Origin of the sequence: Corynebacterium sp. HMSC074C03 (assembly GCF_001838285.1) — a bacterium.
Lineage (GTDB): Bacteria > Actinomycetota > Actinomycetes > Mycobacteriales > Mycobacteriaceae > Corynebacterium > Corynebacterium amycolatum.
The window spans coordinates 25,752-49,605 of sequence record NZ_KV836215.1; the positions used below are offsets into that span (position 1 = coordinate 25,752).

The 23,854-nt window shown below is 59.8% G+C and carries 20 protein-coding genes; 12 read left to right on the forward strand and 8 right to left on the reverse strand.

The window, feature by feature from the left end:
* The first annotated feature begins 122 nt into the window (after nucleotides 1-122).
* The 3 genes from HMPREF2847_RS05825 to HMPREF2847_RS05835 all read left to right on the forward strand — a co-directional run bounded on the left by HMPREF2847_RS05825 (nucleotide 123) and on the right by HMPREF2847_RS05835 (nucleotide 2,392).
* Nucleotides 123-1,376 carry a septum formation family protein gene (locus tag HMPREF2847_RS05825; RefSeq protein ID WP_246821958.1) on the forward strand — a complete coding sequence of 418 codons (1,254 nt, stop codon included), beginning with the start codon at nucleotides 123-125 and terminating at the stop codon, nucleotides 1,374-1,376.
* 47 nt (nucleotides 1,377-1,423) lie between these two features.
* Nucleotides 1,424-1,768: a metallopeptidase family protein gene (locus tag HMPREF2847_RS05830; protein WP_070851802.1), complete on the forward strand. Its 345-nt coding sequence runs from the start codon at nucleotides 1,424-1,426 to the stop codon at nucleotides 1,766-1,768.
* Nucleotides 1,769-1,846: 78 nt separating this feature from the next.
* The gene (locus tag HMPREF2847_RS05835; RefSeq protein WP_070851803.1) at nucleotides 1,847-2,392 is read left to right on the forward strand and encodes a DUF1707 SHOCT-like domain-containing protein; all 546 of its coding nucleotides are present in this window, start codon (nucleotides 1,847-1,849) and stop codon (nucleotides 2,390-2,392) included.
* Between the two features lie 34 nt (nucleotides 2,393-2,426).
* Here the strand turns inward: HMPREF2847_RS05835 and HMPREF2847_RS05840 are convergent, their stop codons facing one another.
* Nucleotides 2,427-3,218, reverse strand: a complete 792-nt coding sequence (locus HMPREF2847_RS05840; protein ID WP_070851804.1) for a histidine phosphatase family protein — start codon at nucleotides 3,216-3,218, stop codon at nucleotides 2,427-2,429.
* A 3-nt stretch (nucleotides 3,219-3,221) separates the two neighbouring features.
* The gene (gene pheA, locus HMPREF2847_RS05845; protein WP_005510446.1) at nucleotides 3,222-4,157 is read right to left on the reverse strand and encodes a prephenate dehydratase; all 936 of its coding nucleotides are present in this window, start codon (nucleotides 4,155-4,157) and stop codon (nucleotides 3,222-3,224) included.
* Nucleotides 4,158-4,190: 33 nt separating this feature from the next.
* On the opposite strand from pheA, the gene HMPREF2847_RS05850 reads away from it, so the two are divergent.
* Nucleotides 4,191-5,579, forward strand: coding sequence for an amidase (locus HMPREF2847_RS05850; RefSeq protein WP_070851805.1), 1,389 nt, complete (start codon nucleotides 4,191-4,193; stop codon nucleotides 5,577-5,579).
* Here the strand turns inward: HMPREF2847_RS05850 and HMPREF2847_RS05855 are convergent.
* Nucleotides 5,576-6,385: a fructosamine kinase family protein gene (locus HMPREF2847_RS05855; RefSeq protein ID WP_070851806.1), complete on the reverse strand. Its 810-nt coding sequence runs from the start codon at nucleotides 6,383-6,385 to the stop codon at nucleotides 5,576-5,578. The two genes, HMPREF2847_RS05850 and HMPREF2847_RS05855, sit on opposite strands and share 4 nt — an antisense overlap.
* Nucleotides 6,386-6,516: 131 nt before the next feature.
* Between HMPREF2847_RS05855 and HMPREF2847_RS11255 the strand changes: the two genes are divergently transcribed.
* On the forward strand, nucleotides 6,517-7,920 hold the full coding sequence (locus HMPREF2847_RS11255; protein WP_246821959.1) for an LCP family protein: 1,404 nt from the start codon (nucleotides 6,517-6,519) through the stop codon (nucleotides 7,918-7,920).
* Nucleotides 7,921-8,039: 119 nt separating this feature from the next.
* Here the strand turns inward: HMPREF2847_RS11255 and HMPREF2847_RS05865 are convergent, their stop codons facing one another.
* The 4 genes from HMPREF2847_RS05865 to HMPREF2847_RS05880 form a co-directional block, all read right to left on the reverse strand.
* Nucleotides 8,040-8,957, reverse strand: coding sequence for a DUF5926 family protein (locus tag HMPREF2847_RS05865; protein ID WP_016421674.1), 918 nt, complete (start codon nucleotides 8,955-8,957; stop codon nucleotides 8,040-8,042).
* A 48-nt stretch (nucleotides 8,958-9,005) separates the two neighbouring features.
* Nucleotides 9,006-9,884, reverse strand: a complete 879-nt coding sequence (locus HMPREF2847_RS05870; protein ID WP_070851807.1) for a hypothetical protein — start codon at nucleotides 9,882-9,884, stop codon at nucleotides 9,006-9,008.
* Nucleotides 9,885-10,002: 118 nt separating this feature from the next.
* Nucleotides 10,003-11,964 carry a pyruvate kinase gene (locus HMPREF2847_RS05875; RefSeq protein WP_083327331.1) on the reverse strand — a complete coding sequence of 654 codons (1,962 nt, stop codon included), beginning with the start codon at nucleotides 11,962-11,964 and terminating at the stop codon, nucleotides 10,003-10,005.
* Between the two features lie 138 nt (nucleotides 11,965-12,102).
* Nucleotides 12,103-13,050, reverse strand: coding sequence for an L-lactate dehydrogenase (locus HMPREF2847_RS05880; RefSeq protein ID WP_016421677.1), 948 nt, complete (start codon nucleotides 13,048-13,050; stop codon nucleotides 12,103-12,105).
* A gap of 81 nt (nucleotides 13,051-13,131) precedes the next feature.
* On the opposite strand from HMPREF2847_RS05880, the gene HMPREF2847_RS05885 reads away from it, so the two are divergent.
* The 3 genes from HMPREF2847_RS05885 to HMPREF2847_RS05895 all read left to right on the forward strand — a co-directional run bounded on the left by HMPREF2847_RS05885 (nucleotide 13,132) and on the right by HMPREF2847_RS05895 (nucleotide 16,887).
* Entirely contained in the window at nucleotides 13,132-15,138 is a 2,007-nt protein-coding gene (locus tag HMPREF2847_RS05885; RefSeq protein WP_240593264.1) for an alpha/beta-hydrolase family protein, read from the forward strand.
* Nucleotides 15,139-15,274: 136 nt separating this feature from the next.
* Nucleotides 15,275-15,871, forward strand: a complete 597-nt coding sequence (locus HMPREF2847_RS05890) for a superoxide dismutase (protein ID WP_005510435.1) — start codon at nucleotides 15,275-15,277, stop codon at nucleotides 15,869-15,871.
* Between the two features lie 170 nt (nucleotides 15,872-16,041).
* Nucleotides 16,042-16,887, forward strand: coding sequence for a crotonase/enoyl-CoA hydratase family protein (locus HMPREF2847_RS05895; RefSeq protein WP_070851808.1), 846 nt, complete (start codon nucleotides 16,042-16,044; stop codon nucleotides 16,885-16,887).
* A 4-nt stretch (nucleotides 16,888-16,891) separates the two neighbouring features.
* Here HMPREF2847_RS05895 and HMPREF2847_RS05900 read toward each other — a convergent pair whose 3' ends face one another.
* On the reverse strand, nucleotides 16,892-18,712 hold the full coding sequence (locus tag HMPREF2847_RS05900) for a ribonuclease H-like domain-containing protein (protein ID WP_070851809.1): 1,821 nt from the start codon (nucleotides 18,710-18,712) through the stop codon (nucleotides 16,892-16,894).
* Nucleotides 18,713-18,885: 173 nt separating this feature from the next.
* Here HMPREF2847_RS05900 and HMPREF2847_RS05905 point away from each other — a divergent pair, with 173 nt between their 5' ends.
* From HMPREF2847_RS05905 to yidC, 4 genes are all read left to right on the forward strand, one after another.
* Complete coding sequence (locus tag HMPREF2847_RS05905; protein WP_016421682.1) at nucleotides 18,886-19,665, forward strand: DUF6474 family protein; 780 nt, start codon at nucleotides 18,886-18,888, stop codon at nucleotides 19,663-19,665.
* Between the two features lie 160 nt (nucleotides 19,666-19,825).
* The gene (locus HMPREF2847_RS05910) at nucleotides 19,826-21,583 is read left to right on the forward strand and encodes an alkaline phosphatase D family protein (RefSeq protein ID WP_246821961.1); all 1,758 of its coding nucleotides are present in this window, start codon (nucleotides 19,826-19,828) and stop codon (nucleotides 21,581-21,583) included.
* Nucleotides 21,584-21,931: 348 nt separating this feature from the next.
* Nucleotides 21,932-22,285 carry a histone-like nucleoid-structuring protein Lsr2 gene (locus HMPREF2847_RS05915; RefSeq protein ID WP_016421684.1) on the forward strand — a complete coding sequence of 118 codons (354 nt, stop codon included), beginning with the start codon at nucleotides 21,932-21,934 and terminating at the stop codon, nucleotides 22,283-22,285.
* Nucleotides 22,286-22,481: 196 nt separating this feature from the next.
* Entirely contained in the window at nucleotides 22,482-23,840 is a 1,359-nt protein-coding gene (gene yidC / locus HMPREF2847_RS05920) for a membrane protein insertase YidC (protein WP_016421685.1), read from the forward strand.
* Nucleotides 23,841-23,854 lie beyond the last annotated feature (14 nt).

Consider the following 23,854-nt stretch of genomic DNA (forward strand, 5'->3'; position numbering starts at 1 on the left):
GCAAACTCGGGCAGAGCGTCGATGACTGAGCTCCCTGCCACGGCATCAACGCTCATGGCAGCGTTGTCGCTTTTAGCGTTACCTTGTCCACAGGCTCATTGGCGGTGCACAATGGGGTCACTATGGCTGATGACAATATGAACCAGGATCGCGCGCACGCTGCCGCCACAGACACTGACTCCGGTGCAGGTACTGGCGCAGATGTCAGCGCTGGTGCATCCTCCGCAGCCAGCAACGATGCCAACGCTTCGAATAACTCGCGCGGAAGCTGGGGAATGCGCGCTTTGTCGACGGCAATGCTGGTTGGCGCCGCGGGAATGGCATTCGCGCTGCAAGCGGGAGTCATCGAGCCACCGAGTGGGCCACTTGGGGGCAAGGGTTCGTCGGCAAGCGCGTCATCGTCGACAACGACAACCATCGTCGACAAGGAGACGACGGCGTTCACCAGCGCAACCACGGGCAACTGTCTGGACTGGAATCTGGCAGACGATCTGAATGTTTCTGACTTCCGCGTCGTGCCCTGTGAGCAGCCGCACGCTTATGAGGTCGCCAAGAAACTGAATCTCGCCGATTACGAGGAACATCCGGGGCAATACGCCAAAACTGCCAACTACCCGACAGCGGACAATTTGGTGGCTCTGCAAAATGGCGTGTGCCGCGAGACTGTGACTGAATACCTGGGCGGCCAGTACGATCCGGACGGTCGTTTTATCACGGCGCCGATCATTCCTTCGCCTAGCCAGTGGGAAAAGGGTGACCGAACCTTCCTGTGCGGTATCCAGGTCGTCGATGAAGACGGCAACACGGCACACATGTCCGGTCCTGCGGCCGGGCAGGACCAGTCCCGCGTGTTCGAGGGCGGCCGCTGCGTGACATTGGACGAAAACGGCGCCATCCGCCAGGTGCCGTGCGTGGAAGATCACATGATGGAGTCGACGGGAATTGTCAATCTCCGCGACCATTTCGGTGACAACGTCCCCACTGACCAGGAGCAAAATGATGTGCTCGCGGAACAGTGTGTGACTCTCGCGCAGAATTACCTCGGCGGTGACGACCCGCTGTATAACTCGACGCTGCTGCCATTTTGGACGTCATTGTCGCAGGAGTCGCTCAATGCTGGCTCGCGCAGTGTGAACTGCTGGTTGATTAAGGACAATGGCCAGGGCGGGTTCTCCACTCTCAACGGCCACGCTAACGAGTCCTTCACTATCGACGGCCAGCCGCCCGTAGCTCCGCCACCGCGCAATCCGCTGCGGGAGGAGCAGGGTGACGCTGGCGCTGGCGCTAGCACAGGTGACGTCGGTGAGGTCGGTGCCGACGGTACTGGCGCAGGAGCAGGCGCTGCGGATAACGCAGTCGCTCCCGCCGGACAGTAGAACAATCGGCCAGTAAAACAAGAGGACATTGCGAGGCAGCACCATAAATGGTTGACGTTAGCCCGGAGCAGTTCGATGCACTTGTCGATGAGGCCATCGACCGCATCCCCACGCAGTTTCTCGACCAGCTCGATCAGGTCATCATCCAGGTCCACCCATGTAACCTCGACGAACCCACACTGCTGGGCCTCTACGAAGGCATTCCTCTGACCGAGCGTTCTAACAACCACTGGGGTCCGCCTGACCAAATCAGCCTGTATCGCGACATGCTCTGCCGCATCAGCCGCACCGAAGAGGAGCTGGTGGAGCAGATTCGGGTCACTCTCCTGCATGAGATCGGGCATTATTTCGGCCTCGAAGAGGAGGATTTGGACCGACTCGGCTACGGATAAACTTGTCCCGCCGTGCACGGTCTCGTTCCTCTCGCGATACTGTCCCCTCCCCTCTTCTTCCCTGTAGCCTTAATAACCATGAGCGACAACTCGAGCGAGAAGCCAGAAATCAGGGTCGGCGACAGGGAGCGCAACGCTGCAATGGAGCGTCTCGGCAATCATTTCGCTGATGGCTACTTAGATGTCGATGAGTTCTCCAAACGCGCCGAAAGTGCTGCTTCCGCTAAAACTCGGGCGGAACTGCAAACTCTCTTCGCGGACCTGCCCGCTGAGGTCTCCCCCGAGAGTTCACAGGGCACCCCGGCTAATCCGCAGCATCAAAGTGTCGATCAAGAGCTGCAAAACCTGATGAAAAAGGGCCGCCAGCTCAACATTGTTGATTCTGCTGCAGGCGTTATCGTATGTGTCACTATCGTTCTGATGTTTGCCACCAATATCGATAACGCGTGGCTCGGCTTCATCGTCGCTGCGGCCGTTGCCCTTATCGGGCGCGCCGCCTTGAACATCAATGATGACGAGGAAGAGCTCCTCAACGAAATCAACGAAGAGGAAACCAAGCGTCGCACGGAACGCCTACGCCTGGCAGCTCAGAAGCGCCGCGAGATTCAGGAGGGCCAGCAGTAACGGTCAGCAGTAACGGTCGCCGTTTCGCTCCCTTCTAGGGTAACTCGCTGTCGCCCCAGCGACGCACATCCCACGCGCACGGTTCAATGCCAGCACGCTTGCCGACGGCCGCTGCGTTCGGAACCAGCTCAATTCGCTCGGTATTGGCAATGCGGTGTCGCAGTGCGTATTCCGGATCCACCCCGGTCAGATACTGCCCAATCAGACGAATAGCCGCGCCGTGGCTGACAATGACGACATCCTTGCTGCTGCCCTCCCTGGACTCCTTGGATTCACCACCTGTCGCTCCTGCCTGCTCCAGCAGCTGCTGTAGCGTCGGCAGGTATCGGTTCAGCACGTCAGCACCGGTTTCACCGCCGGGAAGACGGTACTCCAGCTCCCCATTGAGCCACTGGTAGAAGGCGCGCATGTACTCCATGTGCGCATCGCGATCATTGCGCCCCTCAAGGTCGCCGGCCTGAATCTCGTGGAGACCACCCTCATGGCGGATGCGAACGGAAGTCTCTCCCAGGTGGTGCAGACTCGCGACCGCGCCTGCACCAGTTTGGCGTGCACGCAGGGCATGGGATGTGACGATGTCACCGATTCTGTGGACGTCGGGAAGCAAAAGACGTCCCAGACTGCGCGCCTGCCTCACACCGAGGTCGGTGAGCGGTGCACCCGGCAATGCGGTATCCAGGCGGCGGTTGATGTTGCCGGTGGTCTGCCCGTGGCGGATGAAAATGATGCGCTGGGAATCAACCGGCATGACAGATTCAGGGCGGTCTGGGCGGTCATCGAGGAAAGGCAGCTGTCCAACTGGATTTTCGGGCGCGGCGGGTGTCATGTTTTACCTTCGTCCTTCCTTGAGCGCGTCGACCCATTCAATTGACTGGGAGATATCCGGCGGCGGGGTCATAATGCTGCGGCGACCGCCCTCAGCGACCGGCCAAGATCCCAGATACCGCAGGTCTTCGGCGTATTCGTGCAGTGCCGCGAGAGCCGCCGCAACCTGTGCATCATCAACGTGGCCGTTGCAGTCAATGTAGAAGCGGTAGAGGCCGAAGAGCTCGCGTGTCGGCCGCGACTCGATGCGGGTGAGGTTGACCTGTCGCACTGCGAACTCATTCATGGCGCGCATCAGTGTGCCGGGCTGGTTCGGCAGCGTGAAGGAGACCGAGGTCCGGTCGGCACCGGTGCGCGGCGTCGGCACACCAGGGCGCCCCACCAGTAGGAAACGGGTTCGGGCACCGCGCACGTCGGCGACCTCAGTGGCCAGCGCCTCAAGTCCGAGCAGCTCACCCGCGCGGGCCGGGGCAGCGCAAGCGTCGTGGGTACCCTCGGCGACCTGGTGAGCCGCCGCCGCATTGGAGCTGGCCTGATGAACTTCCACGCCCGGAAGGTTGGCATCCACCCACTGTTTGACCTGCGGATACGCCACAGGATGTGTCGTAAAAGTACGCACCTGTTCCGCCGTCGTACCGGGACGGACCAGGATAGAGAAGACCACCCCGACCTCGGTTTCACGGAAAACCTGCAGCTCCGGCCCAGCAGCGAGGGCATCAAAAGTTGGTGTGACGGGACCGTCCACGCTGCTTTCGATAGCCACGCAGGCAAAGTCCGCTTCCCCTCGGCGCACGGCTCCAAGCGCGGCCGCGGGACTATCCACCGGCACCGCATTGACCGCAGATTCCCCTGCCGGATCAATCTCGCCAGCACGCGCCATGTCCCACAGCGCCTGCTCGGTGAATGTGCCCGCAGGACCCAAATAAGTAACCGTCGTCATAAGCTCAGATTAGAGGGCTTCTACACTTATTGCATGACCTTTTCTTCCGAGATGCCCGCCCGCGCCCTCACTGAAGCCGTGCGCAGTGGCGCAATCTCGGTATCGGAGATCGTTTCGGAATTCGCCACGCTTGCCGACGACGCCGCAACCAATCCCGCCCGTTTCGGTATTGCCACGTCCTTGGCCGAGCACGCTGTCGACCGTGCACGCAGCCTCACTGCTCAATCAGAGGCCGCCCGGCGCGCTAGCCACGGCCTCCCGCGTGACCTCCTGGGACTGCCAGTGGCGATTAAGGACCTATTCACCATCGCCGGTGTCAAATGCACGATGGGCTCCGCCAACTTGGCTTTCACCGCCACCGAAACCTCGGAACCCGTGGCGAAACTTCTGGCTCGCGGCGCCATCCTCACGGCGACTACACACACCTCCGAGGTTGGGATGACGGCCTACACCGAGCCGATTGGCTACCCGGCTCCGGAAAACCCCTATTTCGCCGCGCCCAATCAGCTGCCCAATCAGCCGGATACCGCGCCACGCACTCCCGGTGGTTCCTCGGGCGGCAGCGCAGTAGCTGTCGCAACTGGTATCGTTCCCGCAGCTCTGGGCTCTGACGGTGGCGGTTCCATCCGCGTGCCTGCCGCCTGCTGTGGCCTCGTTGGGTTGAAACCGGCACACGATATTGCGGGTGGAAATCTCTCCACGCCCGCTTTTCTCACTCGCACAGTCGATGACGCAGAGCTACTGGCCGGGGTGCCCTTTTCCGCAACCTCGCATGTTTTCCGACGGTCCCAGCGCCCCCTTCGCATCGGTGTCACTGTCAGCCCGTTTCATGCTGAGGTGGACGTCGATAAGCGCTGGGCAAACGGTGTGTGGGCGGCGGCTGACCGTCTTGCCGACGCCGGGTATGAGGTGGTGGAAGTGCCCAGCCCCTATGACCCGGCAGGTCCGGACGTGTTCGAGATCTTTCGACGGACCATCACGCGAATGGCCACGAAATTACCGCGCGCGGACTACTCCGAGATCGTGCAGTGGATTCGCGCCTGTGGCCAGGAGACTTCCGCAGCGGAGGCGGCGGCGACACATCAGCAGCGGATGGCTCTGCCCGGCGCGATTCGATCGCGTTGGGAAGTCGATGCGGTGATTACGCCAACGCTGGCGTTCGATCCGCCACGTATTGGGCATTTCTCTGCGTTGGCGCCGTGGGAGGACTTTGACGAGCAAACCCGGTGGACTCCGTGGTTATCGCTGTGGAATCTGACTGGGTGGGCAAGCGTGTCCGTGCCAATTGCTGTGCCGGGCACAAGCGGCAGCACACCCAACGCGGAGCTCCCCGCCACCAGCGTCAACATCGGTGCGGTGCGCTGCGGTGAGGCAGAGCTACTGGAGATCGCTAGCGTGCTGGAGGCTGCTAACGCCAGCTAACGCACGTACTTCGCTGCCATTGCCGCTGCCTGTCCGGCGTATCCGCCACCAAATAGCACCGCGTGCATGAGCACGGCATAGAGCTGGTGGAGTTCGCAGCTCTCGGCGAAATCCGGCAGGGGATGTACAGATTCGTAGCCACGCAAGATCTCGTCGAAGTGCGTTGCCCCGAATAGCGCCAGCAGTGCCAGATCTTCCTCCCGGGCTCCGCCGTGTGCCGCGGGGTCAATCAGGATCGCGCCGTCTGCATCCCACATGAGGTTTCCCCACCACAGGTCACCGTGGACACGCGCAGCGTCTGGCTCGTTGTCGAAATCTCCAGCCAAGAGTCGGTCAATGAGCTGGTCAAAGATATCTAGCTGACGGTTATTGTAGGAGTTTTCCAACTTTCCAAGCGTGGGCAGCAGACGTCCTTTCGCCCAGTATTCACCGAAGCTCTCCCGTGGAGTCAGGTCCATCTGTAGTGGCTGATCCAGCGGACCGAAGTAGCCGTGCCCCTCCCACTCATCGGGGCCGGCACCCCAGCCAGCGGCGCCCAGATTGTGGGTAATAGCCAACGATTTTCCAAACTCGTACGCTGCCTGTGGATTCGGCGCCATCGACTCAATTCGACGCAATGTCAGACCATGCCCGTTCACGCCCAGCACATCCACGACGCGCGCACCGCCGTCAGGTTCGCCCTCGCGCAGCCAGTCCAGCCCCGCCGCCTCACAGGCGAAGAACCCTCGAGGAACACCATGTCGGCTCTTGACATAAACATCCGACTCGTTGACTGCGCGTTCGTAGTTCTGGTTCATTGCGGACATATTTCCAGCATATTCTTCTTCGGCCCCAAACCCTTTCAGCACGTCGCACGCAGGGTAACGCCAGCGCTACCAATACTTGTATTGCTGTCTCGGTTCTCTTAGTGCACTGTCGTTGCCTATTCTTAATTGGTATGGAAGGCAACTTCGACGACTCGCGCATTGCCCGCGACCGATACGGCAGGCCGCTCAAAGATCGCTATGGTCGCCCCATCTACCGCCGTGTGGACGAGGCGTCGCCGAAGCATGCTCGCTCCCGTGCGGCCGATTCGCGTGGCGCTTCACGACGCCCCATCCCTCCCCGCCCGGACCGCCCTTCTCGGGCAGGGGCAGCCCGCCCAGCGCCTATGCCTCCACGCAGGTCTAGGCCGCAACCAGAACGTCGGCAGGCGCCACTGAACGAAACGCGCATTGAGTCCCGTCCACCGATGAACCGGACCGGTAGCGGACGCGCTGGCAGCGATCCGCGGTTTCCTCCACCCGGCTATAACCCGGATGCGGATTTCCAATCTTCCTCGCAGGGTTCGTCGCAGGACTACTACAGTGCCCCACAAGCAGCGAGTTCTGGCCGTGGTGGACGCCGCAGCAGTCGTGGCGGAGCCGGTGCCAGGTCGAGCTTCCGCATGCCACGCATGCGGCTGCCACGCTTGCGCTTTAAATCCATCATCCTGGTTGTCGTCATCTTCCTTGTCGCCACGATGGCACTTGTTGACATCCGCCTGACCAGGGTCGACGCGTTCTCAGGTCTGGCAAATCGCCCTGCCAATACGATGTCCTCCAACTGGTTGCTCGTCGGTTCGGACTCTCGTACGGGCTTGTCAGAGGAAGATGCCGCCAAGCTATCGACGGGCAGTGGTAATTTCGGCCAGCGCACAGACACCATCATGATTGCCCACATTCCGGTGTTCGGTAAGCCGAAGTTGGTCAGTATCCCGCGTGACTCCTTCGTGGATATCCCGGGCAATGACAAAAACAAGATCAATGCGGCATTCGCATTTGGTGGCCCCCAGTTGCTCATCGACACCGTAGAGAAAAACACTGGAATTCACATCGACCACTACGCCGAAATTGGCTTTGGCGGTTTCGCCGGTGTCGTCGACGCTGTCGGTGGCATCGAAATGTGCCCTGAAGAAGCCATCGACGACCCGCTGGCAGGCCTGAATATTCAGGCCGGTTGCCAGAAATTCGATGGCGCGAGTGCCCTGGGTTACGTGCGCACGCGTGCTACCGCCCAGGGAGACTTGGACCGCGTAGAGCGGCAGCGTGAATTCATGAGTGCGCTGATGGGACGGCTGAAGTCACCTGCGGTATGGCTCAACCCCTACCGCTGGATTCGCCTGGCCAATGCTGGCACTAAGGCCGTGCGCGTCGGCGATGGTGACCACGTCTGGCATCTGACCTGGCTGATGTTGCGCATGCTCTTCGGTTCCGATTCTCTTACCGTGCCCACCTCAGGCGCCATGGATACCGGTTATGCGGGCAATGTGCTGCTCTGGGACGAAATCGAAGCGCCAACACTTTTTGCGGAGCTGAGATAGCCAAGAGAGTAGCTAAAACTGCTTCAGATAACTTAGAGACAACTAACGCGTGTGGCTCAGTTTTTCGCTGAGCCACACGCGTTAGTTCTTAAACCAGTTCCGCCAGGCTGTCTAGGTACCTAGTTCCGAATGGTCACCTGACGGGACACGATGGTCTCACGGGACTTACGCTCCTCGGCGGTCAGCGGCTCTTCGCTGGCCAGCGCCTCAGCGATACGCTTGTCGGCCTCTTCCACGGCAGCAATCCAGTGGTCGTGCGGCTTGGTGTTATCCAGGTCCCAGACCGGCACCAGCACGCCATCGGTACGGAAGACACCGGCGAACTTCGTGCCCTCTCCCAGCGAGAGGTTGTCCGCAGCGTGCACGCGTGCCAAGGCATCCAGCAGCGGCTTCTCATCTTCACGACGCACCCAGCGGATGTGAGCGCGCTCGCCCGGATCAATCCACCAGACAGCACCAGCGACCTTCGCGTCCAGGCGGTATGACGGGAGAATCGCGTCGTTAGCCACGGCCAGGTTCTGCTCGATCATCGGGGTGCGTTCAATGCCCTTGGGAATCCACCACTCGAAGTCCTGGTGGACCTCCATGTTGTCGAGATCCACGGCGGTCAGGACGTCGGTAAGCGGTGCAGCCTCGCCGTCAGTAGCGGCGGAGAGCTGCTGACCCGACTCTGCATCGCGAGCCCACGCCAGCGCACGGGAGAGATCCGCAGCGCCGTCATTGGTGCGAGCCTGCGTCTGCAGCGCGACGAAAGCCTCATTGCCCTGGTCAGCGGCACGCGTCAGTGCGGCTACGCCACCCGGCAGCACGGTGCAGACCTTGATGTCACGCTCAGCGTCAGCGACCGTGACCGGAATGACCACAGCCGGAGCGAACTCGCGGACAGCCACGATGTCAGCCTCTTCGTCGAAGTCCTTGAACGGACGCGGATTGCCCAGCAACGCTGCACGCTCAGCAGCGCGGGCTGCCAGCTTCGCCTGACGGCGGCTCATGCCCTCCGGGGCCTGATTATTCTTCTTACGAGATTTCTTTCCCACAAGGCCACAGAATACCTATTCGCAGTCCGTAATTCGCGACTGCCTGGGCTACTTATAAAAATCGTCGACGAATTCGCTCGCCGTTCCTTCGAAAAGTTGCTTGTCGACGGCCATTGCGCCCGCCTCCCCCTGTTCATCGGTAGCTTCGCTGGGGATGAAGCCCTTGGACCAGAAACCGGGCTGGGTGCGCTCGCGACCTGCCCCAACGGGAATGTTGCGATGCACTTCCTCGGGAGCCAACACGTAGCGGAGTAGCCGAGCCGTAAGGGCAGTTGTCACACAAGCTAAAACGGTGATGATTCCGGCCTGGAAGTACGTCCTGGACACGTCGGCAGCGATAAACCAACCCGTTGCAAGTGGCCACAAAACGCAGGCCAGATACCAGATAAAGCGACCTGGCCCCATTACGGCAGTGACTCCTGTTTCGGCCAACGCGACCACGGGTCCCGTGATGTTGCGCACTGGCCACATGTGCATCGTGCGCACATCCGTTGCCGTGCGCGACAGCAGTGGGCGGGCATACGTTGCGCGGTCACGCAGCACCTGGAGGGTCTTGTAGACCGAAAAACCCAGCCCAATGAGGGAAACCATTCCGCAGAGACCGAAAGCCCATGCTCCCAATTCGCCGAGGAGGGAAACCACCAGATCCTGACCTGGACTCAGAATGCTCATCCAGATGAATACGGTAAATGCGGCGAATACTCCAGCGCCGCTCATTGCCCATCGAAAGACGCTGTCCGCACGCTTGCGAACAATCTCATCGGCCTTCCAGCGCGGTGTCGCACCGGTGATGGCCGAATCCGAGACAGTCGGCTGCCAGCTCTGCTGCGGTGGCAGCACCACCTGAGGTGGGGACTGCTGTGGCTGCTGTTTTGGAGACTGCGGCGGCACAGCCCACCCCGCGTTTTCTGCCTGTTCATTAGACATTTTCCGCAGGGCTCCTCTCGTACGCGCGGCCGGCTTCTTCCGCAGTCTTTTCTCCCACGGTGTTTTTAAGTGCGCTCCCCCTAACCTACCTAAACTAGCCCGGCCCCTACCCCAGCCACTAGTCCGACCAGCTGCGAATCTTCCGCAGCATGATGCGGCTCTTACGCTGCGAACGTCCCATCTTCCGGGCCAGGTTGTTCAAAATCGCGATGGCCTCGGTAATGTGCGGCCCCTTGTTCAGCATCACGCACTCGGCACGCAGGGCGAAGGCCGCATCGGTAATCTCCGCGCGGGACGGCAGGCCGGCCTTGGCCATGTTCTCCAACACCTGAGTACCCAGAATGGTCGGCACACCGGCTGCCTGCGCCAGCGTCAGAATCTGGCCTGGGACCTCACCCATACGGTCGAAGCCCAGCTCCACAGCCAGGTCACCACGAGCAATCATCAGACCGGACTTGGCGCGCTTCATGCTGGCGATGATGATTCCCGGCAGATTCTGGAATGCCGGAATAGTCTCAATCTTCAGCACAACACCCAGGTTCCGAGCCTTCGACGCCAGGTCCTCGCGGCCCGCAGCCTCATGTTCTGCCGCAATCTCATCGAGCACCTTGTAGACGTACTCAGCATCCCCCTGCGTGCGAATAAAGCTCACCGCAGCAATATCCGCATGCTCCACCACGAAGCGCAGGTGCTCGATGTCTTCGTCGGTAAGCGAATTGAGCGGCAGGTCGGTGTTCGGCAGATTGATGCCCTTATGCGCCGCCAGCGGCTGACCATTCGGCTTCGTACGCAGGACACGCAGCCGGGCATCGACGTGACTATCTTCGCTTGACGACGTCTCGGAGACCTCAACCACCTCAGCGCCAAGTGCACCGTCGTCGAAAAGTACCGGATCGCCCGGTTTCAGAGCTGCCACGGCAGACGGCAGCGAACAGGAGACGCGTGGAATTTCATCGTCAGTGCGTGGAATGGTGGTGATTTCCTCGCGGCTGGTGAGAATAAACTCATCCCCGGTGTGGAAGCGCAGCTTTTGCACGGTCGGTGGCACACCACCAGCGCGCGTGACCTCGTAGTTGCTGCGCAGGTGTGTGCCCTCGGCGATCCAGGCGTTCTTCTCCCCCTCGGCGAGGACAGCCTCGATCTCGCCCTCGGAGTCGGTGTCGATGCGCACAACGGTGAAGTGACGCTTGGCCGAGCGGGAGTCATGCAGCGTGATGACGTCCTCGAGCTGCAGCTGCTCCAACCAACCCTGATCTGCTTCTAACGGCAGAGCTGGGCGACCCGGCAGATCGCTCGGAGCTGGCTTAGGGTTCTCGTCCAGACGGGGTGTCAGCCAAATCTTGGACTTGGCGATAACCGTGCCGGCGTCGTCACGCATAACGCGAGCACGGCCCACGCGGGGCCCCGGTTCGATGTCGCCGGTGCGCAGCTTCGGGCCAGCCAGATCCATGGACACGAAAATACGGCGACCGACCTTCTCAGCTGCAGCATTGACGTTGTCAATCATGCGACGCCACTGCTCAGGGCCGTCGTGGGCGCAGTTGATGCGAGCGAGATCCATGCCAGCGGCAGCGAAGCTCTCCACCAACTCTGCATCGTCGGCGGCCTCGGCGGGCAGGGTCACCATAATGTGCGAAGTGACATCCGCGCGCTCCTGACCGAACAGCTCGGTGGCGTTGTTATCCAGGGCAATATCCGCGCGCTCATCGTCGGCAATAATGCGGGCGACATCGATGTCTGAGGTGCGCCCCGCCAGCGCCAACAGCGCGTTGAGAGCGAGCTCAAGGCGCCCCCGGGTGAAAGTCTCCACCGTGGTCAGACTGGTCACGCCGAGGTCGTGCAAGCTGTTTTGCAGCTCACGGATGTCAATTGTGCGCAGGTGTGCGTAGTGCAGCAGGTTTTCCGCGTGCCGACGGCGCTCTTCCGGCACCTCTGCGAGCAGTGCAGAAGCCTCCACCGAGACGTCGTCCAACTCTGTGATCAGATCAGTGACCTTGCTGATGAGGTCATCCAGACGCGGTACGGCCGCGCCGCTTTCAGTGTTGTCAGTTGCTGTGTCTTGAGGGCTCTGCGCTGCCATAGAGAAGGCACTCCTGTGTTGAAGACGAAGCGTTGGCCAGAGTCGGCCACGCGGGCCAATAGAAGGTGGGCATTCTCATTCTCAAATGAGACGGCCGAAAGCGCATGTCGAGAAGACATCTACTCTCGCTACCAGCAGTTACTTCCAGAATGGATCCTGCACATCTCGGAGCGTCTGAATGGACTTGTCCAGCTGCTTCTTTTCGTATTCGTCCAGCTCAAGCTCGATAACGCGGCGAATTCCTCGACGGTTCACAATGGCTGGTGTTCCGATGAACACGTCCTCATGACCGTATTCACCTTGCAAGTATGCGGAGACCGGCAGAGCTACCTCTTGGTTCTGGAAAATGGCGCGCGTAATGCGGGCCAGACCCATACCGATTCCGTAGGAAGTGGAGCCCTTGGCATCGATAATCTCGTAGGCGGCATCACGGGTTCGGATGAAGATGTCCTCCAGCTCGTCGTGAAGCGCGGGGTCGGCGGCGAGGCGCTTGGACAGACTGACGCCTGCAACGTTGGCGCTGGACAACACCGGCAGCTCGGAGTCGCCGTGTTCACCAATGATGTATGCGTGCACGCTCATCGGGGAAACATCGTAGTATTCACCCAGCATGTAACGGAAACGTGCGGTGTCCAGGATGGTGCCGGAGCCGAAGACACGGTTGTGTGGCAGCCCGGAGTACTTCCACGCGGCGTATGTGAGTACGTCGACGGGGTTGGAGGCGATCAGTAGGAGCCCATCAAAACCGCTGGCCATGACGGAATCGACGATGGACTTCATAATTTTCATGTTCTTGTCCACCAGCTGTAGGCGAGTCTCGCCGGGCTTTTGTGCTGCGCCTGCACAGATGACTACCAGCGCGGCATCGTCACAGTCGGCGTACGTGCCCTGAGTGACTTTGGTGCGCGACGACGCCCACACGACGCCATGGTTTAAGTCCATGACGTTGCCCATCGTCTTCTTTTCGTCGATGTCAATGATTGCCAAATGGTCGACAGTGCCTTGGTTGACCAGTGAGTACGCATATGCCACGCCGACGTCGCCAGCGCCGATCAGCACGACCTTATTTCCTGTGGATAGCTTCATAGCCCTCGGATCCTTCTCAACCGATTCGGAAAACGTTGCGACACCCCACAGGCTACGCTTTGTGCGGAAAACTGGCGCGAGATGAATAAACCCCGTGGAAAAAATTTTGCCATGATGGGAGTTATGGGATTCCTGCGTCGCGCATTTACTTCGATTGCGCCCTCGATTGCGTCTACGGGCAACACACCTGTAGCTCAGCCAATCGAAACCACCAGGACAGTGCGAGCTGCACGAGCAGCGCGAACGGGAATTACAGGAGTCGCTGGCACAGCTGGCATGGCCAAAGCGCTGGGCGCAGTCGGCACCGGCAGTCTGATGGCGACCAAAGTCTTTCGCGAACGCCTCCTAGGTACCGGCCCTGGCACTATCCGCAGCGCACTGCGAGCGGGCATTCCCTCCAACCCCGGTCTAATTGGTGCAGAAATTGCGTCATGGGCTGCCTTTAGCCCCTCGCTGATGCCGCGTACTCGGATCGCCACCGTTACTGTGACCTTCCTGGCACAGCTGGCGGGCCATGTCACCGGGGTGGCTATCGGCTATGGCTACAACACGACGATGCGGCGTCTGGCCAGCACTCCGCTCAGCCGCTTTGCGCCGGCACCTCGACACGAGCGCGCACTGGCCGTGACCTGGCATGTTGCCACCACGGCCACCACCGCGGCGCTGTGGCTGCGCTCCATTTCCCAGCAGCGCGAAATTGGCCGCCTGGTGGGCAAGGATGAGCAGGAATCCGCACGCAGCCAGTTCGCCTCCACAATGATTGCCAGTGGTCTCTACCTGACCACTCGGGGGCTCTCCGCGCTGGCCAATCGCGGCTATGACTTACTGCGGGACAACCTCCGCCCCTGGCTGCCGCGCGGTCTCGCCCCGGTTCTCAGTGGTGCCATCGTCGGTGGTGCCGTGGCCGCCAGCATTGACCGACTGCTTATCCGTCGGACTTTGGAGTCCATCGCCAAGAAGTCCCGATACCTGAACACGCTGGTCGTTCCCGGCCGCATGCAGCCGTGGGAGCCAGAGCGTTCCGGTAGCCCGTGGTCTTTGGAGCCGTGGTACGCACTCGGCGCCGAGGGGCGCGTCTTCGTCGCCGAAGGCCCCCGTGCCCGAGATTTGGCGGTGGTTACCGGCAAGCCGCTCTCCGAACTGCAGGAACCCATCCGCATTTATGCGGGCAAGGTGCCAGGTCGTTCTCTGCGGGAACAGGCGGAGCTCATCATCCGCGAGATGCACCGCACCGGCGCGTTCCGGCGCGATCATCTGGTTGTTTTCACCACCACCGGCACCGGTTGGGTGCCACCGTGGTCGGCGCAGGCTGCAGAGTTCTTGACCCTTGGCAACTGCGCCACTGTCGCTCTGCAGTACTCTGACCTCCCCTCCCCAGTGGCATGGCTAACGGACCACGAAACCCCAATCGCGGCTGGCCACACCCTTATCCATCGGGTGTTGCAGGAAGTCGACAAGATGCCGGAGAACGACCGTCCAAAGGTCTACGTCGCCGGTGAATCCCTTGGCGGGTTTGGCGGTCTCGGCGCATTCGAGAATTCCGCTGACATGCTCGCACGCGTCGACGGTGCTGTCTGGACGGGCGCACCACAGTTCTCCGCAATGTGGAAAGAGCTGACGCACCGTCGGACAAAGGGGTCTCCGGAAATCGCTCCGGTCATCGACGAGGGGCGAAACATCCGCTTCGCTACGCGCCCCGACGAGCTGTACCACTCCTTCTATGGCACCAAGTTCGGGCCGTGGGAATTCCCGCGCGTCGCATTCCTGCAGCATGCCTCTGACCCCATCGTTTGGTGGGATTACCCACTGGCCTGGCGCCGCCCCGACTGGCTTGCAGAGCGCGTCGGCCGCGATGTTCTCCCCTCCATGCGCTGGCACCCGTTCGTCACCTTCTGGCAGGTGCTTATCGACGGCCTCGCCTCCGTCACCGTCCCCGGTGGTCACGGCCACCGGTACGAGGAAGAAATGCTGCCCACGTGGGCTTCCATTCTCGACATTCCGCTTGACGACGACCTGGGTGGCGCGGCCGGAATGCGCTTCAAGCGCGTGAGTAAATGGATTCGCCGCACTCAGCCGCCACGTTCATAAACTTGTGACAGATATCCCTGAACAGCATTTTTTACGAATTTCGCATTAATTGTATTGCTTAAATGGTTGCGCATCCACTCATCTTGAGTACCATCGACGGCACAACCTAAAAACGTGTTGAGGAGGAATTTTCCTAATGACTAAGTACGAGCTTCCTGAGCTGGATTACGCTTACGACGCTCTGGAGCCGCACATCTCCGGCGAGATTATGGAGCTGCACCACAGCAAGCACCACGCTAATTACGTCAACGGCGCCAACGCTGCTCTGGAGAAGCTCGCTGCTGCTCGCGAGTCCGGCGACTTCGCAGCTGTTACCGGCCTGTCCAAGGACCTGGCCTTTAACCTGGGTGGCCACACCAACCACTCCCTGTTCTGGAAGCTGCTGTCCCCGAACGGTGGCGGCCAGCCGACCGGTGAGCTGGCTGAGGCTATCGAGCGCGACTTCGGCTCTTTCGAGAAGTTCCAGGCTCACTTCAACGCTGCTGCTCTGGGCCTGCAGGGCTCCGGCTGGGCTGTTCTGGGTTACGACACCATTGCAGAGCGCCTGGTTATTGAGCAGATGACTGATCAGCAGGGCAACCTGTCCATCAACCTGAAGCCGGTTCTGCTGCTGGATATGTGGGAGCACGCTTTCTACCTGCAGTACAAGAACGTCAAGGCTGACTACGTCAAGGCTGTCTGGAACGTCTTCAACTGGGATTACGCTGCAGAGCTGTTCGCAGCTGCCAAGTAATTTCAGCTAACAGCGCGCGGCTTTTTACGCGTCCCTGCCGCGCGCTAAAGATGGCTTACCGGCTCGCTGACGGGGCTTACCCTCAGCGGGTCGGTTTTTTATGTCTTGTTTGAGACCACTTTTGGTATTTCCCGGGCGGCACACGTAGCCGTCGTTTAGCGTTAGTGCCCATGAACACCAGCAACAATGTCAACGTCGCCTATGAACACCTCGCCGTAGCTGATTCAGAGGCGGCGAAAATCGCTGTCGTCAGTTTGGACCGCGGAGACAAACTCAACGGTCTAACACTTGAGATGCTGACCGAGCTGTCCGCCGTCGCCCGGAAACTGGCAGCTGACCGTGATCTGCGTGGCGTGATCCTACGTGGCGAGGGCAAATCGTTTTGCGCTGGACTCGATTTCGCCTCGGCATTTAAGAAGCCCTCACGCATCCTGCGCTCATTCGTCCCCGATATCCACGGCACAAACCTGTTCCAGCGCGCCTGCTGGGACTGGCGACGCCTGCCGGTGCCGGTCATTGCGGCGGTGCATGGGCACTGCTACGGCGGTGGTCTACAGATTGCACTAGGTGCTGATTTCCGCATTACTACGAGCGATGCCAAGTGGTCAATCCTCGAAGCGAAGTGGGGACTGATTCCGGATATGTCCGGTATGCGAACCATCCTCGATGAGGTCAGCGCCGATACTGCACGTTGGCTGACCATGTCTGGCGAAGAACTCAACGGCAAGGAAGCAACTGAGATTGGTCTGGCGACGTGGGCCGTGGACACGGAAGACGCTGCACTTGAGCTGTCCAAGGAGAAGTTGGCACAGTTGGCGACACGCTCGCCGGATCAGCTGGCGGCGACGAAGCGGCTTTTCCGCGATGTGCACCGCTCCCCTCGCTCAACATTCCGCGCCGAGCGCACACAGCAGTTGCTGCTGTTAGCCCGCAAGAACACGGCCATCATTCGCAATGCTGCGATGAAGAAGGTCTCACCTAAGTTCGCCCGGCGCGGCATGTGGGCGCGTGGTTAGCGCGCTAAGGAACCGGCAGGTCATCCCCATGCGGCAGGTCCGCGGCCGCGCGCTGTGAATCCAGCCAGTCGCGGACGTGGGCTACCGATCGGCAGTCATCGCCGTTGTAGCGCAGCAGCATGGCGCGAGCCTCGGCTTGCGTGAGCTTTTCAAAGGACTGTTCCGCGACAAAGTCGAGGTCAGTGGCCGTCGCAATGCGATACAAATCCAGCGATGCCTCGCCGTCAACATCGGCGTCGCGCCAGTGGAAGCCCGACCACGGGGCCACGACTTTAAGCCCCATGCCGACGGTGGAGAGGATCTGGCGACGGGCGACCTTCAGCATGTCCACCCAGTCCTCCGAGGCAATGAACTTGTCCACTTCTTCGCGGGTCGGCACCCGCACAATCTTTGTCGGGCCAGCTGCCTCGGAACTGGAACCAGCCGCATCGCCTGTAGCCAGCTCCGCCGAATCTGCGGGCACCACAAATTCCTGGCCGCCGAACCGGGTGGCGCTCTGACGCAGCCAATAGTTCTCGCCCTCTGCCGCCCAGCAATAGGCGCGGAAGGTCTTGCCTTGTTCATGCGCCGCATTTCGACGACGCATCAGGTAATCCCAGAAAATCGCAAAGTTCCTGGCCTCTGCCGTGCCACCGAGCCCTTCTGGCCCCGGTGGCTCCCAGGTGATAAACCCGCGGTAGTCCTCCCCAGGCACCCACGTTCCCCACAGGTAGGCGCCATCGTTGGGGTACGCCTCCATATCGATATCCATCTCAATATCGCCACGCGGGGCCGATGTCTTAGCGGCTACCCGGAGCGCGTCGACGTCGGCAAGCCGCGCCCTCGCCATCCACACCTGCTCCTTGCTGACGTGCGGAGTGTTGGTACTGGCCTGCGCCAGTGCCGTGACTGTGTCGATGCCCACACTGCGCAACCGCATGGACTTATCCCCAGGTAGGAGGAGGGAAATATCGTCACTTGCGGTCAGCTCAGCCAAGCAAAGGTCGTGGTGACGGCAGGTTCGGCACTCCCGGATGCGCCGTGGCGCCAGCGGCCAGGTGCCTGGCGTAAACCGTGACGGTCGCCCCTGAGTGGCAGCGACGGCATCACGCGCGTCCCGCAACGCCATCCGGTACGAGGCCACGCGCGAACCTTCATCGGCAATGACAATATGCCGTGTATCCAGGTTCATCCCGGTGGCACTAATCGCCCCCACCAGGCCACAAGACACGCCCAGGCGGTGCAGTATCGCCGCTGCCTGCCCAAGCTTCACAGCATCGGGTCCGTAATGCCGTAGCTTCCACTCGTCCGCGACAACCATCGCCTGACGCAGGGTCCGTCCCATCACGCCATCACGCCCGAGCCGGTCAACGCCCAGCAGTCGCACCTGCATCGCCGCCGCACGCGCCACATTGCTTGACGACGGCTTACGCCGCCGGCCCGGTTTGCGCGCAGAGAGCAGGTGCCGTGTGACAACCAGGACCGGCATGTACGTCGGGGAGGTCGTCTGTGGTGAATCATCGACCTTGACCAGCAGATCGAGGTGGCAAATCTCGTCGATTCCCGAGTACACCCCACCGGGAATCGGACGCTCATGCATGAGCACGCCACCGGTGATGACGCTTTCTCCGCGGGCGATGGCCTCAAGGGTATCCAGGTGAGCGTCCGGTCCCGAGGCCACTGTGTACAGGCCGGGGATGGACGCGATGGACGTCGGCAAGCGGTGCTCATGGTGAGAAGCAGGTTCGACTAGCCGCCCCTCGCGGAGGTCGAGGCTCAGCCGGTAGCGGCAGCCGATGAGGTCGCTCGCGTGGAGAAGCGGGCGCGAAACGGATGAATCAGTCACAATGAGAATTAGCGTATCGCCACTCGGTAGGAAGTTTCACGTTAAGCTTGGATAGCAAGAATCGTGATGCAGCCACTGCATCTGGCAAGCGCACTCCGGCGCGGTGGGGTTTACGGGTTTTCCGCCCCACTTTTCCGGAGGGACTATCTGCGAGCAACTAGGCGAAGGAAAAAATGAGCTTCTTGGGTGACATCCGTGAGCGTCGGCGCGAAACCGCCAAGCAGGTGAAGGCTGCCAAGGCGAAGGCTAAGGAAGAGGCTCGCCACGCAGCTCGACTTAATCGCAAGGCACATAAGGCTGAGGTCAAGGCCGCTAAGCGCGACCAGAAGCACCAGCACAAGCTGGAGCTGAAGGAGGCCGCTGGCCGCGTTCGTTCTGAGGAAAAGCTCGGTAAGAAGGAACTCAAGCTGGAAAACCGTGCTCTGAAGCGCGCGGAGAAGATCCGCAAGGCGAGTGCCAAGGACGAGAAGAAGGCGCTGGCCGCCAAGCAGCGCCACCAGACCAAGATGGCCGAGAAGATCCTGCAACAGCAGCGCAGCCAGGGCTTCAACAAGGACAAGGCAAAGTCGTGGATCGGTGGCGCACGCCTGCTGGTACCGGTGCTGGTTCCGCTGGCCTACCGCGCCATCACTGCCATTCAGCGCCGTGAACACTCTTCGGCCGCGCAGAAGTTCGGTGTTTCCGCTAATGATGCCGCTCGTTACCAGGGGCACGGTGCGCCGCTGCTGGCCCGCATTGAGGCCACTCGTGGTTCACTGACAGAGCTGCGTAAGTCGGGCGTCAAGGGTACCGATGGTTTTATCAAGGACGCCAACTCGCGTCTGGATGTCATGACTGACGCCATTAACACTGCCGAGAAGATGACCCCGGAGCAGCGTCGTCGCGCACACCACTCCATTACCGCAGAGCTGGATTCTCTGGATCGCCAGATCATTTCGGAGCTGGGCGCGTAAACCTGGCCGCTTCGGGTTAAGGCCACTCGCCGAGATCCGTCGAACTAAGCGCGACTGTTGTTGAGCAGCAATAGTCGCGCTTTCGCTCTTAGTACCCCCGTATCGGGCTATTTTCTCCCTCCGATGGCGCTACGGACTGAGAACTACTGTAATGAGGGCTATGCCATCTTCAGATAAATCTCAGACTGCAGCCTCGGATCTGAACGGCGCAGTCTCGAACAGCGACGCAACAGCCCAAAAGCCATTCACCCCTTCTCGTCGTGCCGTACTGCGTGCCGGCGCTACCGGTGCTGCTGCTGGCGCCATCGGCCTGGCGACCGCGACTAGTGCGGGGGCCAATCCTGAGTCACAGTCTCCAGCTAATGCTGGCGGTTCTGGTGGTTTTCAGGTCTTCCAACACGGTGTGGCCTCTGGCGATCCACTGCCAGACTCCGTTCTTATCTGGACTCGTGTGACCTCGCACCCAGGCGACACCGCAGGTGCAAACCAGGGCCGCCCTGTTGCACTGAAGTGGGAAGTCGCTTCTGATGAGGGCTTCGGCAACATCGTTGCCTCTGGTGCCCTGAACACCGACCCGGATGCTGACAACACCGTCAAGATCGATGTCAAGGGTCTCTCCGCTGATTCCTACTACTTCTACCGCTTTACCGTCACCGCTGGTCATCACGCGGGCCAGGTTTCCCCGATTGGCCAGACTCGCACTGCGCCGCCGGTGAACTCCTCGCCAGATCACCTGGGCATCGCGCTGACCTCCTGCGCTAACTGGGAAAGTGGCTTCTTCTCCGCTTACCGCGATATGGCGGAAAATGACCGCATCGACATCATTATGTGTGTCGGTGACTACATCTACGAGTACGAGGCCGGTGGCTACTCCGGCAAGGGCCCGGTTCGTGACCACAAGCCGGCTCACGAGATTATTTCTCTCGCTGACTACCGCCTGCGCTACGCCACCTACCGCACCGATGCGGACCTGCAGGAAGCTCACCGCGCAAAGCCGTGGATTGTGACCTGGGATGACCACGAGGTCGCCAACGATGATTGGCACAGTGGCGCTGAGAACCACGACCCGGAGACCGAAGGCGACTACGTTGCCCGCCGCGACGCCGCTATCCAGGCTTACCTGGAGTGGCTGCCGGTTCGCGCTGTCCCCTTCTCCCAGGGCGGCAAGCTCTACCGCAGCTTCCGTTTCGGCGATCTCGCCGACCTGACCATGCTGGACCTGCGCACCTACCGTGACCAGCAGCTGAAGTTCATCCGCGCTGGCGAGACCGATGATGAGAGTCGCTCCATGCTCGGCTCTGAGCAGTTCAATTACCTGCTCGGCCAGTGGCGTTCCTCGAGCGCAAAGTGGCGTGTCGTGGGCAACTCCGTCATGTTCACTCCAGTGCTGGTTCCGCCGCTGGATCCGGAGGCCACTCGCGCTGTCACTGAGCTGCTGAGCTTGCCTCAGGACGGCCTGCCGTACAACTTGGATCAGTGGGATGGCTACGCTGCTGAGCGTCGTAAGCTGATTGACATCATGGGTAAGGAGGGCTACGACAACGTTGTCTTCCTCACCGGCGATATTCACTCCTCCTGGAACTGCAACGTACCGAAGGTCCCGGGCCAGTACCCGAGTGCCGGTATTGCCGCCATTGAGATTGTCTGTACTTCCGTCAGCGCCCCGAACATCGATGACATTGTGAAGCTGCCTCAGGACAACCCGATTTCCTTGGCTGCTACCGCTGGACTCAAGGCTGCGAACCCGTACGTCAACTACCTCGAGTTCGACCGCCACGGCTACACCGCTGTCTACTTCGGCCGCGAGGACGTTACCTCTGAGTACCGCCTCGTCGAGGTCAAGGAGGAACCGAACCAGCCACTTTTCGTCGCCGCTACCTACCGAGGCAAGCCTGGTGAGGGCATGACCCAGGCTTAAGCGCCTTCTCATCCTTTCGCTTTCCGACGACCACTGAGAGCGCACCCCGCATTGCGCTCTCAGTAGCGTAGTTGCTGTTCACGACGGCCCTGCACAACATGCAGGGCCGTCTTTTTATTACCCCAAGTTCTTGTGCACAATTAATCGAATTATTAACAAACCATGTATTCGATATAAGTTGCACAATCTAACTCAATTATCGTCAATAGACATTAAATTTCTTTGCACTTATACTGTGAGGGAAAGAAAACAGGGCTTGATATTAATTTGAAATTTCACCGTATTGAAGTTTCACCGTAAGCCTTCTTCATTATTACAAGTTCAGCACCAAGCTTAGGCAGGGATTCTATGGCACGCCGCGAACTAATTCAGTACATCGACGACCTCGATGGGACTCCGCTTGATTCCGCAGATCACCAAGTCGTTCGTTTCTCTTTCCGCGGTAAGAACTACATTCTCGACCTCTCTCAGGAAAATGCTGAGAAGTTCGAGCAGGTATTAGAACCGTATATTGCGAACGCTTCTATTGATCACAGCACGGTTGTAGCTCCGCGTAAGCGCTCTTCCGCTAATCCCAATGCCGCTGAGGCCCGTGATCGCAATCGCAAGATTCGCCAGTGGGCACGAGAGAATGGCATGGATGTTGCAGACCGCGGTGCGCTGCCAAAGCACATTATTGAAAAGTACGAGAGCGCTAACTAGTTCTCACCCAGGTTCGTTTGCCTTCCACTGGATGTCATCCAGCTTCACTATCTTAAAGACAGGGTCCCGCCACAGCGGGGCCCTGTTTTAAAGTTGGGGCAGGTGATTCGAGTCGCTAGGATAGCGGCTGGAATTGGCACACCGGCCTAATCCGGTTGTCTTACTTTTCTTATCCTTGACATGGAGGAGTCGGCCCGTGGTTATTTTGGAACCATTTGTTTGGCTGGTCTCGTTTGTCCTTAAGGCGTGGCACCTTTTACTGGCCTCAGTGTTTCACCTGCCATCTTCTCTGTCCTGGACGCTTTCTCTCTTCCTGCTGGTGTTTACGGTGCGTGGCGCTCTGGCGTTTCTCGCGTTCCAGCAATTTATCTCGGCGCGCAAGACGGCCAACCTACGGCCGCAGCTTTTTATACTCAAGGAGCGCTACCGCAGGAGCATCGAGCCGAACTCGCCACAATACGTAAACTTTGCCAGCAAGGAAATGCGCAAAGCCGAAGGTATTAAGACCTCCGTAATGCTGGCGCCCCTCTTCGTCCAGATTCCCGTGATTATGGGCCTTGTTCGCATGCTGAGGCACATGCTGCGGGCGTCTGAGGGGCCTGGACTGCCTGCGTCTCATAATGTCGGATTCATCTCTAAGGATGAGATTTCCGACTTTCTGAGCGCGACATTCTTGGGGCAGCCTCTACCCGCGTATCTGCGCATGGACCCGGAGCAACTACAAATCCTTGGGGGCAATCATGATTCGCTGTTAGCTTTCTGCATTATCGGCATCGTGGCAGCGGCCATTTTCACCGGTTTTAACTTGGTCATTTCCTACCGCCGGTTGCAGCGCACTCTCGACTATTCCAATAGCGTCAGTGTATTCCTCAGCAAATTCATGCGCGTAATGCTTATCTACGCACCGCTGATGATCCTCTTCGCGGGGTTCTTTGGCCCAACACCTGTGGCTCTAATTGTCTACTGGGTCACCAATAACTTCTGGACACTGACCCAAAATATTATTCTCACCCGCTATGTAGAAAAGACCTACCCACTCACGGACGATTTCCGAACTCTGCAAAACCACCAAAAGGGTGAATACGAATCGGAGCGGGAAGAAAAGAAGAAGTTAAAGCAGGCCAAGCGTCGCTTTTATATCAAATCCGCATTCGCTCCGTGGAAAATAAAGCAGTATAAGAGCGAATATGCCGCTATTGAGAAGGAATCGCGGGACCGTCGTAAAGCAAAGCAGGACGAAGAATATGCCCAGGCTTTGAAAATTGCGAAGGTTCGCTACATGGTGACCCAGATGAGGCCTGGCGCTCAGGACAATTTGCCGTCCCTGACGCAGGATATGAAGATTTCCTCGGGTATAGTTCCGCCGCTTCCCGGCCTGGCTAAAGTGCGGGCAGACATGAAACGACAAGCCGAGAAAGCACAAAAGGCGCAGAAGCGGCCGAAACCAATTCTGATTGCAAAGAACCTGGGAATGCTGCTCGGCCAGAATACGAAGAATATGGTTAAGAAAGCCACCGGCTCAAAGGAGTCGGACTGGAAACGCTTCCGGGATTAGCCCGTGAGCAAAAG

Bases quoted from the DNA above. Each gene is read 5' to 3' on its own strand.
- HMPREF2847_RS05825 (WP_246821958.1), top strand. From the start codon at position 123: ATGGCTGATGACAATATGAACCAGGATCGCGCGCACGCTGCCGCCACA.
- HMPREF2847_RS05830 (WP_070851802.1), top strand. From the start codon at position 1,424: ATGGTTGACGTTAGCCCGGAGCAGTTCGATGCACTTGTCGATGAGGCC.
- HMPREF2847_RS05835 (WP_070851803.1), top strand. From the start codon at position 1,847: ATGAGCGACAACTCGAGCGAGAAGCCAGAAATCAGGGTCGGCGACAGG.
- HMPREF2847_RS05840 (WP_070851804.1), bottom strand. From the start codon at position 3,218: ATGACACCCGCCGCGCCCGAAAATCCAGTTGGACAGCTGCCTTTCCTC.
- pheA (WP_005510446.1), bottom strand. From the start codon at position 4,157: ATGACGACGGTTACTTATTTGGGTCCTGCGGGCACATTCACCGAGCAG.
- HMPREF2847_RS05850 (WP_070851805.1), top strand. From the start codon at position 4,191: ATGACCTTTTCTTCCGAGATGCCCGCCCGCGCCCTCACTGAAGCCGTG.
- HMPREF2847_RS05855 (WP_070851806.1), bottom strand. From the start codon at position 6,385: ATGTCCGCAATGAACCAGAACTACGAACGCGCAGTCAACGAGTCGGAT.
- HMPREF2847_RS11255 (WP_246821959.1), top strand. From the start codon at position 6,517: ATGGAAGGCAACTTCGACGACTCGCGCATTGCCCGCGACCGATACGGC.
- HMPREF2847_RS05870 (WP_070851807.1), bottom strand. From the start codon at position 9,884: ATGTCTAATGAACAGGCAGAAAACGCGGGGTGGGCTGTGCCGCCGCAG.
- HMPREF2847_RS05875 (WP_083327331.1), bottom strand. From the start codon at position 11,964: ATGGCAGCGCAGAGCCCTCAAGACACAGCAACTGACAACACTGAAAGC.
- HMPREF2847_RS05880 (WP_016421677.1), bottom strand. From the start codon at position 13,050: ATGAAGCTATCCACAGGAAATAAGGTCGTGCTGATCGGCGCTGGCGAC.
- HMPREF2847_RS05885 (WP_240593264.1), top strand. From the start codon at position 13,132: ATGAATAAACCCCGTGGAAAAAATTTTGCCATGATGGGAGTTATGGGA.
- HMPREF2847_RS05890 (WP_005510435.1), top strand. From the start codon at position 15,275: ATGACTAAGTACGAGCTTCCTGAGCTGGATTACGCTTACGACGCTCTG.
- HMPREF2847_RS05895 (WP_070851808.1), top strand. From the start codon at position 16,042: ATGAACACCAGCAACAATGTCAACGTCGCCTATGAACACCTCGCCGTA.
- HMPREF2847_RS05905 (WP_016421682.1), top strand. From the start codon at position 18,886: ATGAGCTTCTTGGGTGACATCCGTGAGCGTCGGCGCGAAACCGCCAAG.
- HMPREF2847_RS05910 (WP_246821961.1), top strand. From the start codon at position 19,826: ATGCCATCTTCAGATAAATCTCAGACTGCAGCCTCGGATCTGAACGGC.
- HMPREF2847_RS05915 (WP_016421684.1), top strand. From the start codon at position 21,932: ATGGCACGCCGCGAACTAATTCAGTACATCGACGACCTCGATGGGACT.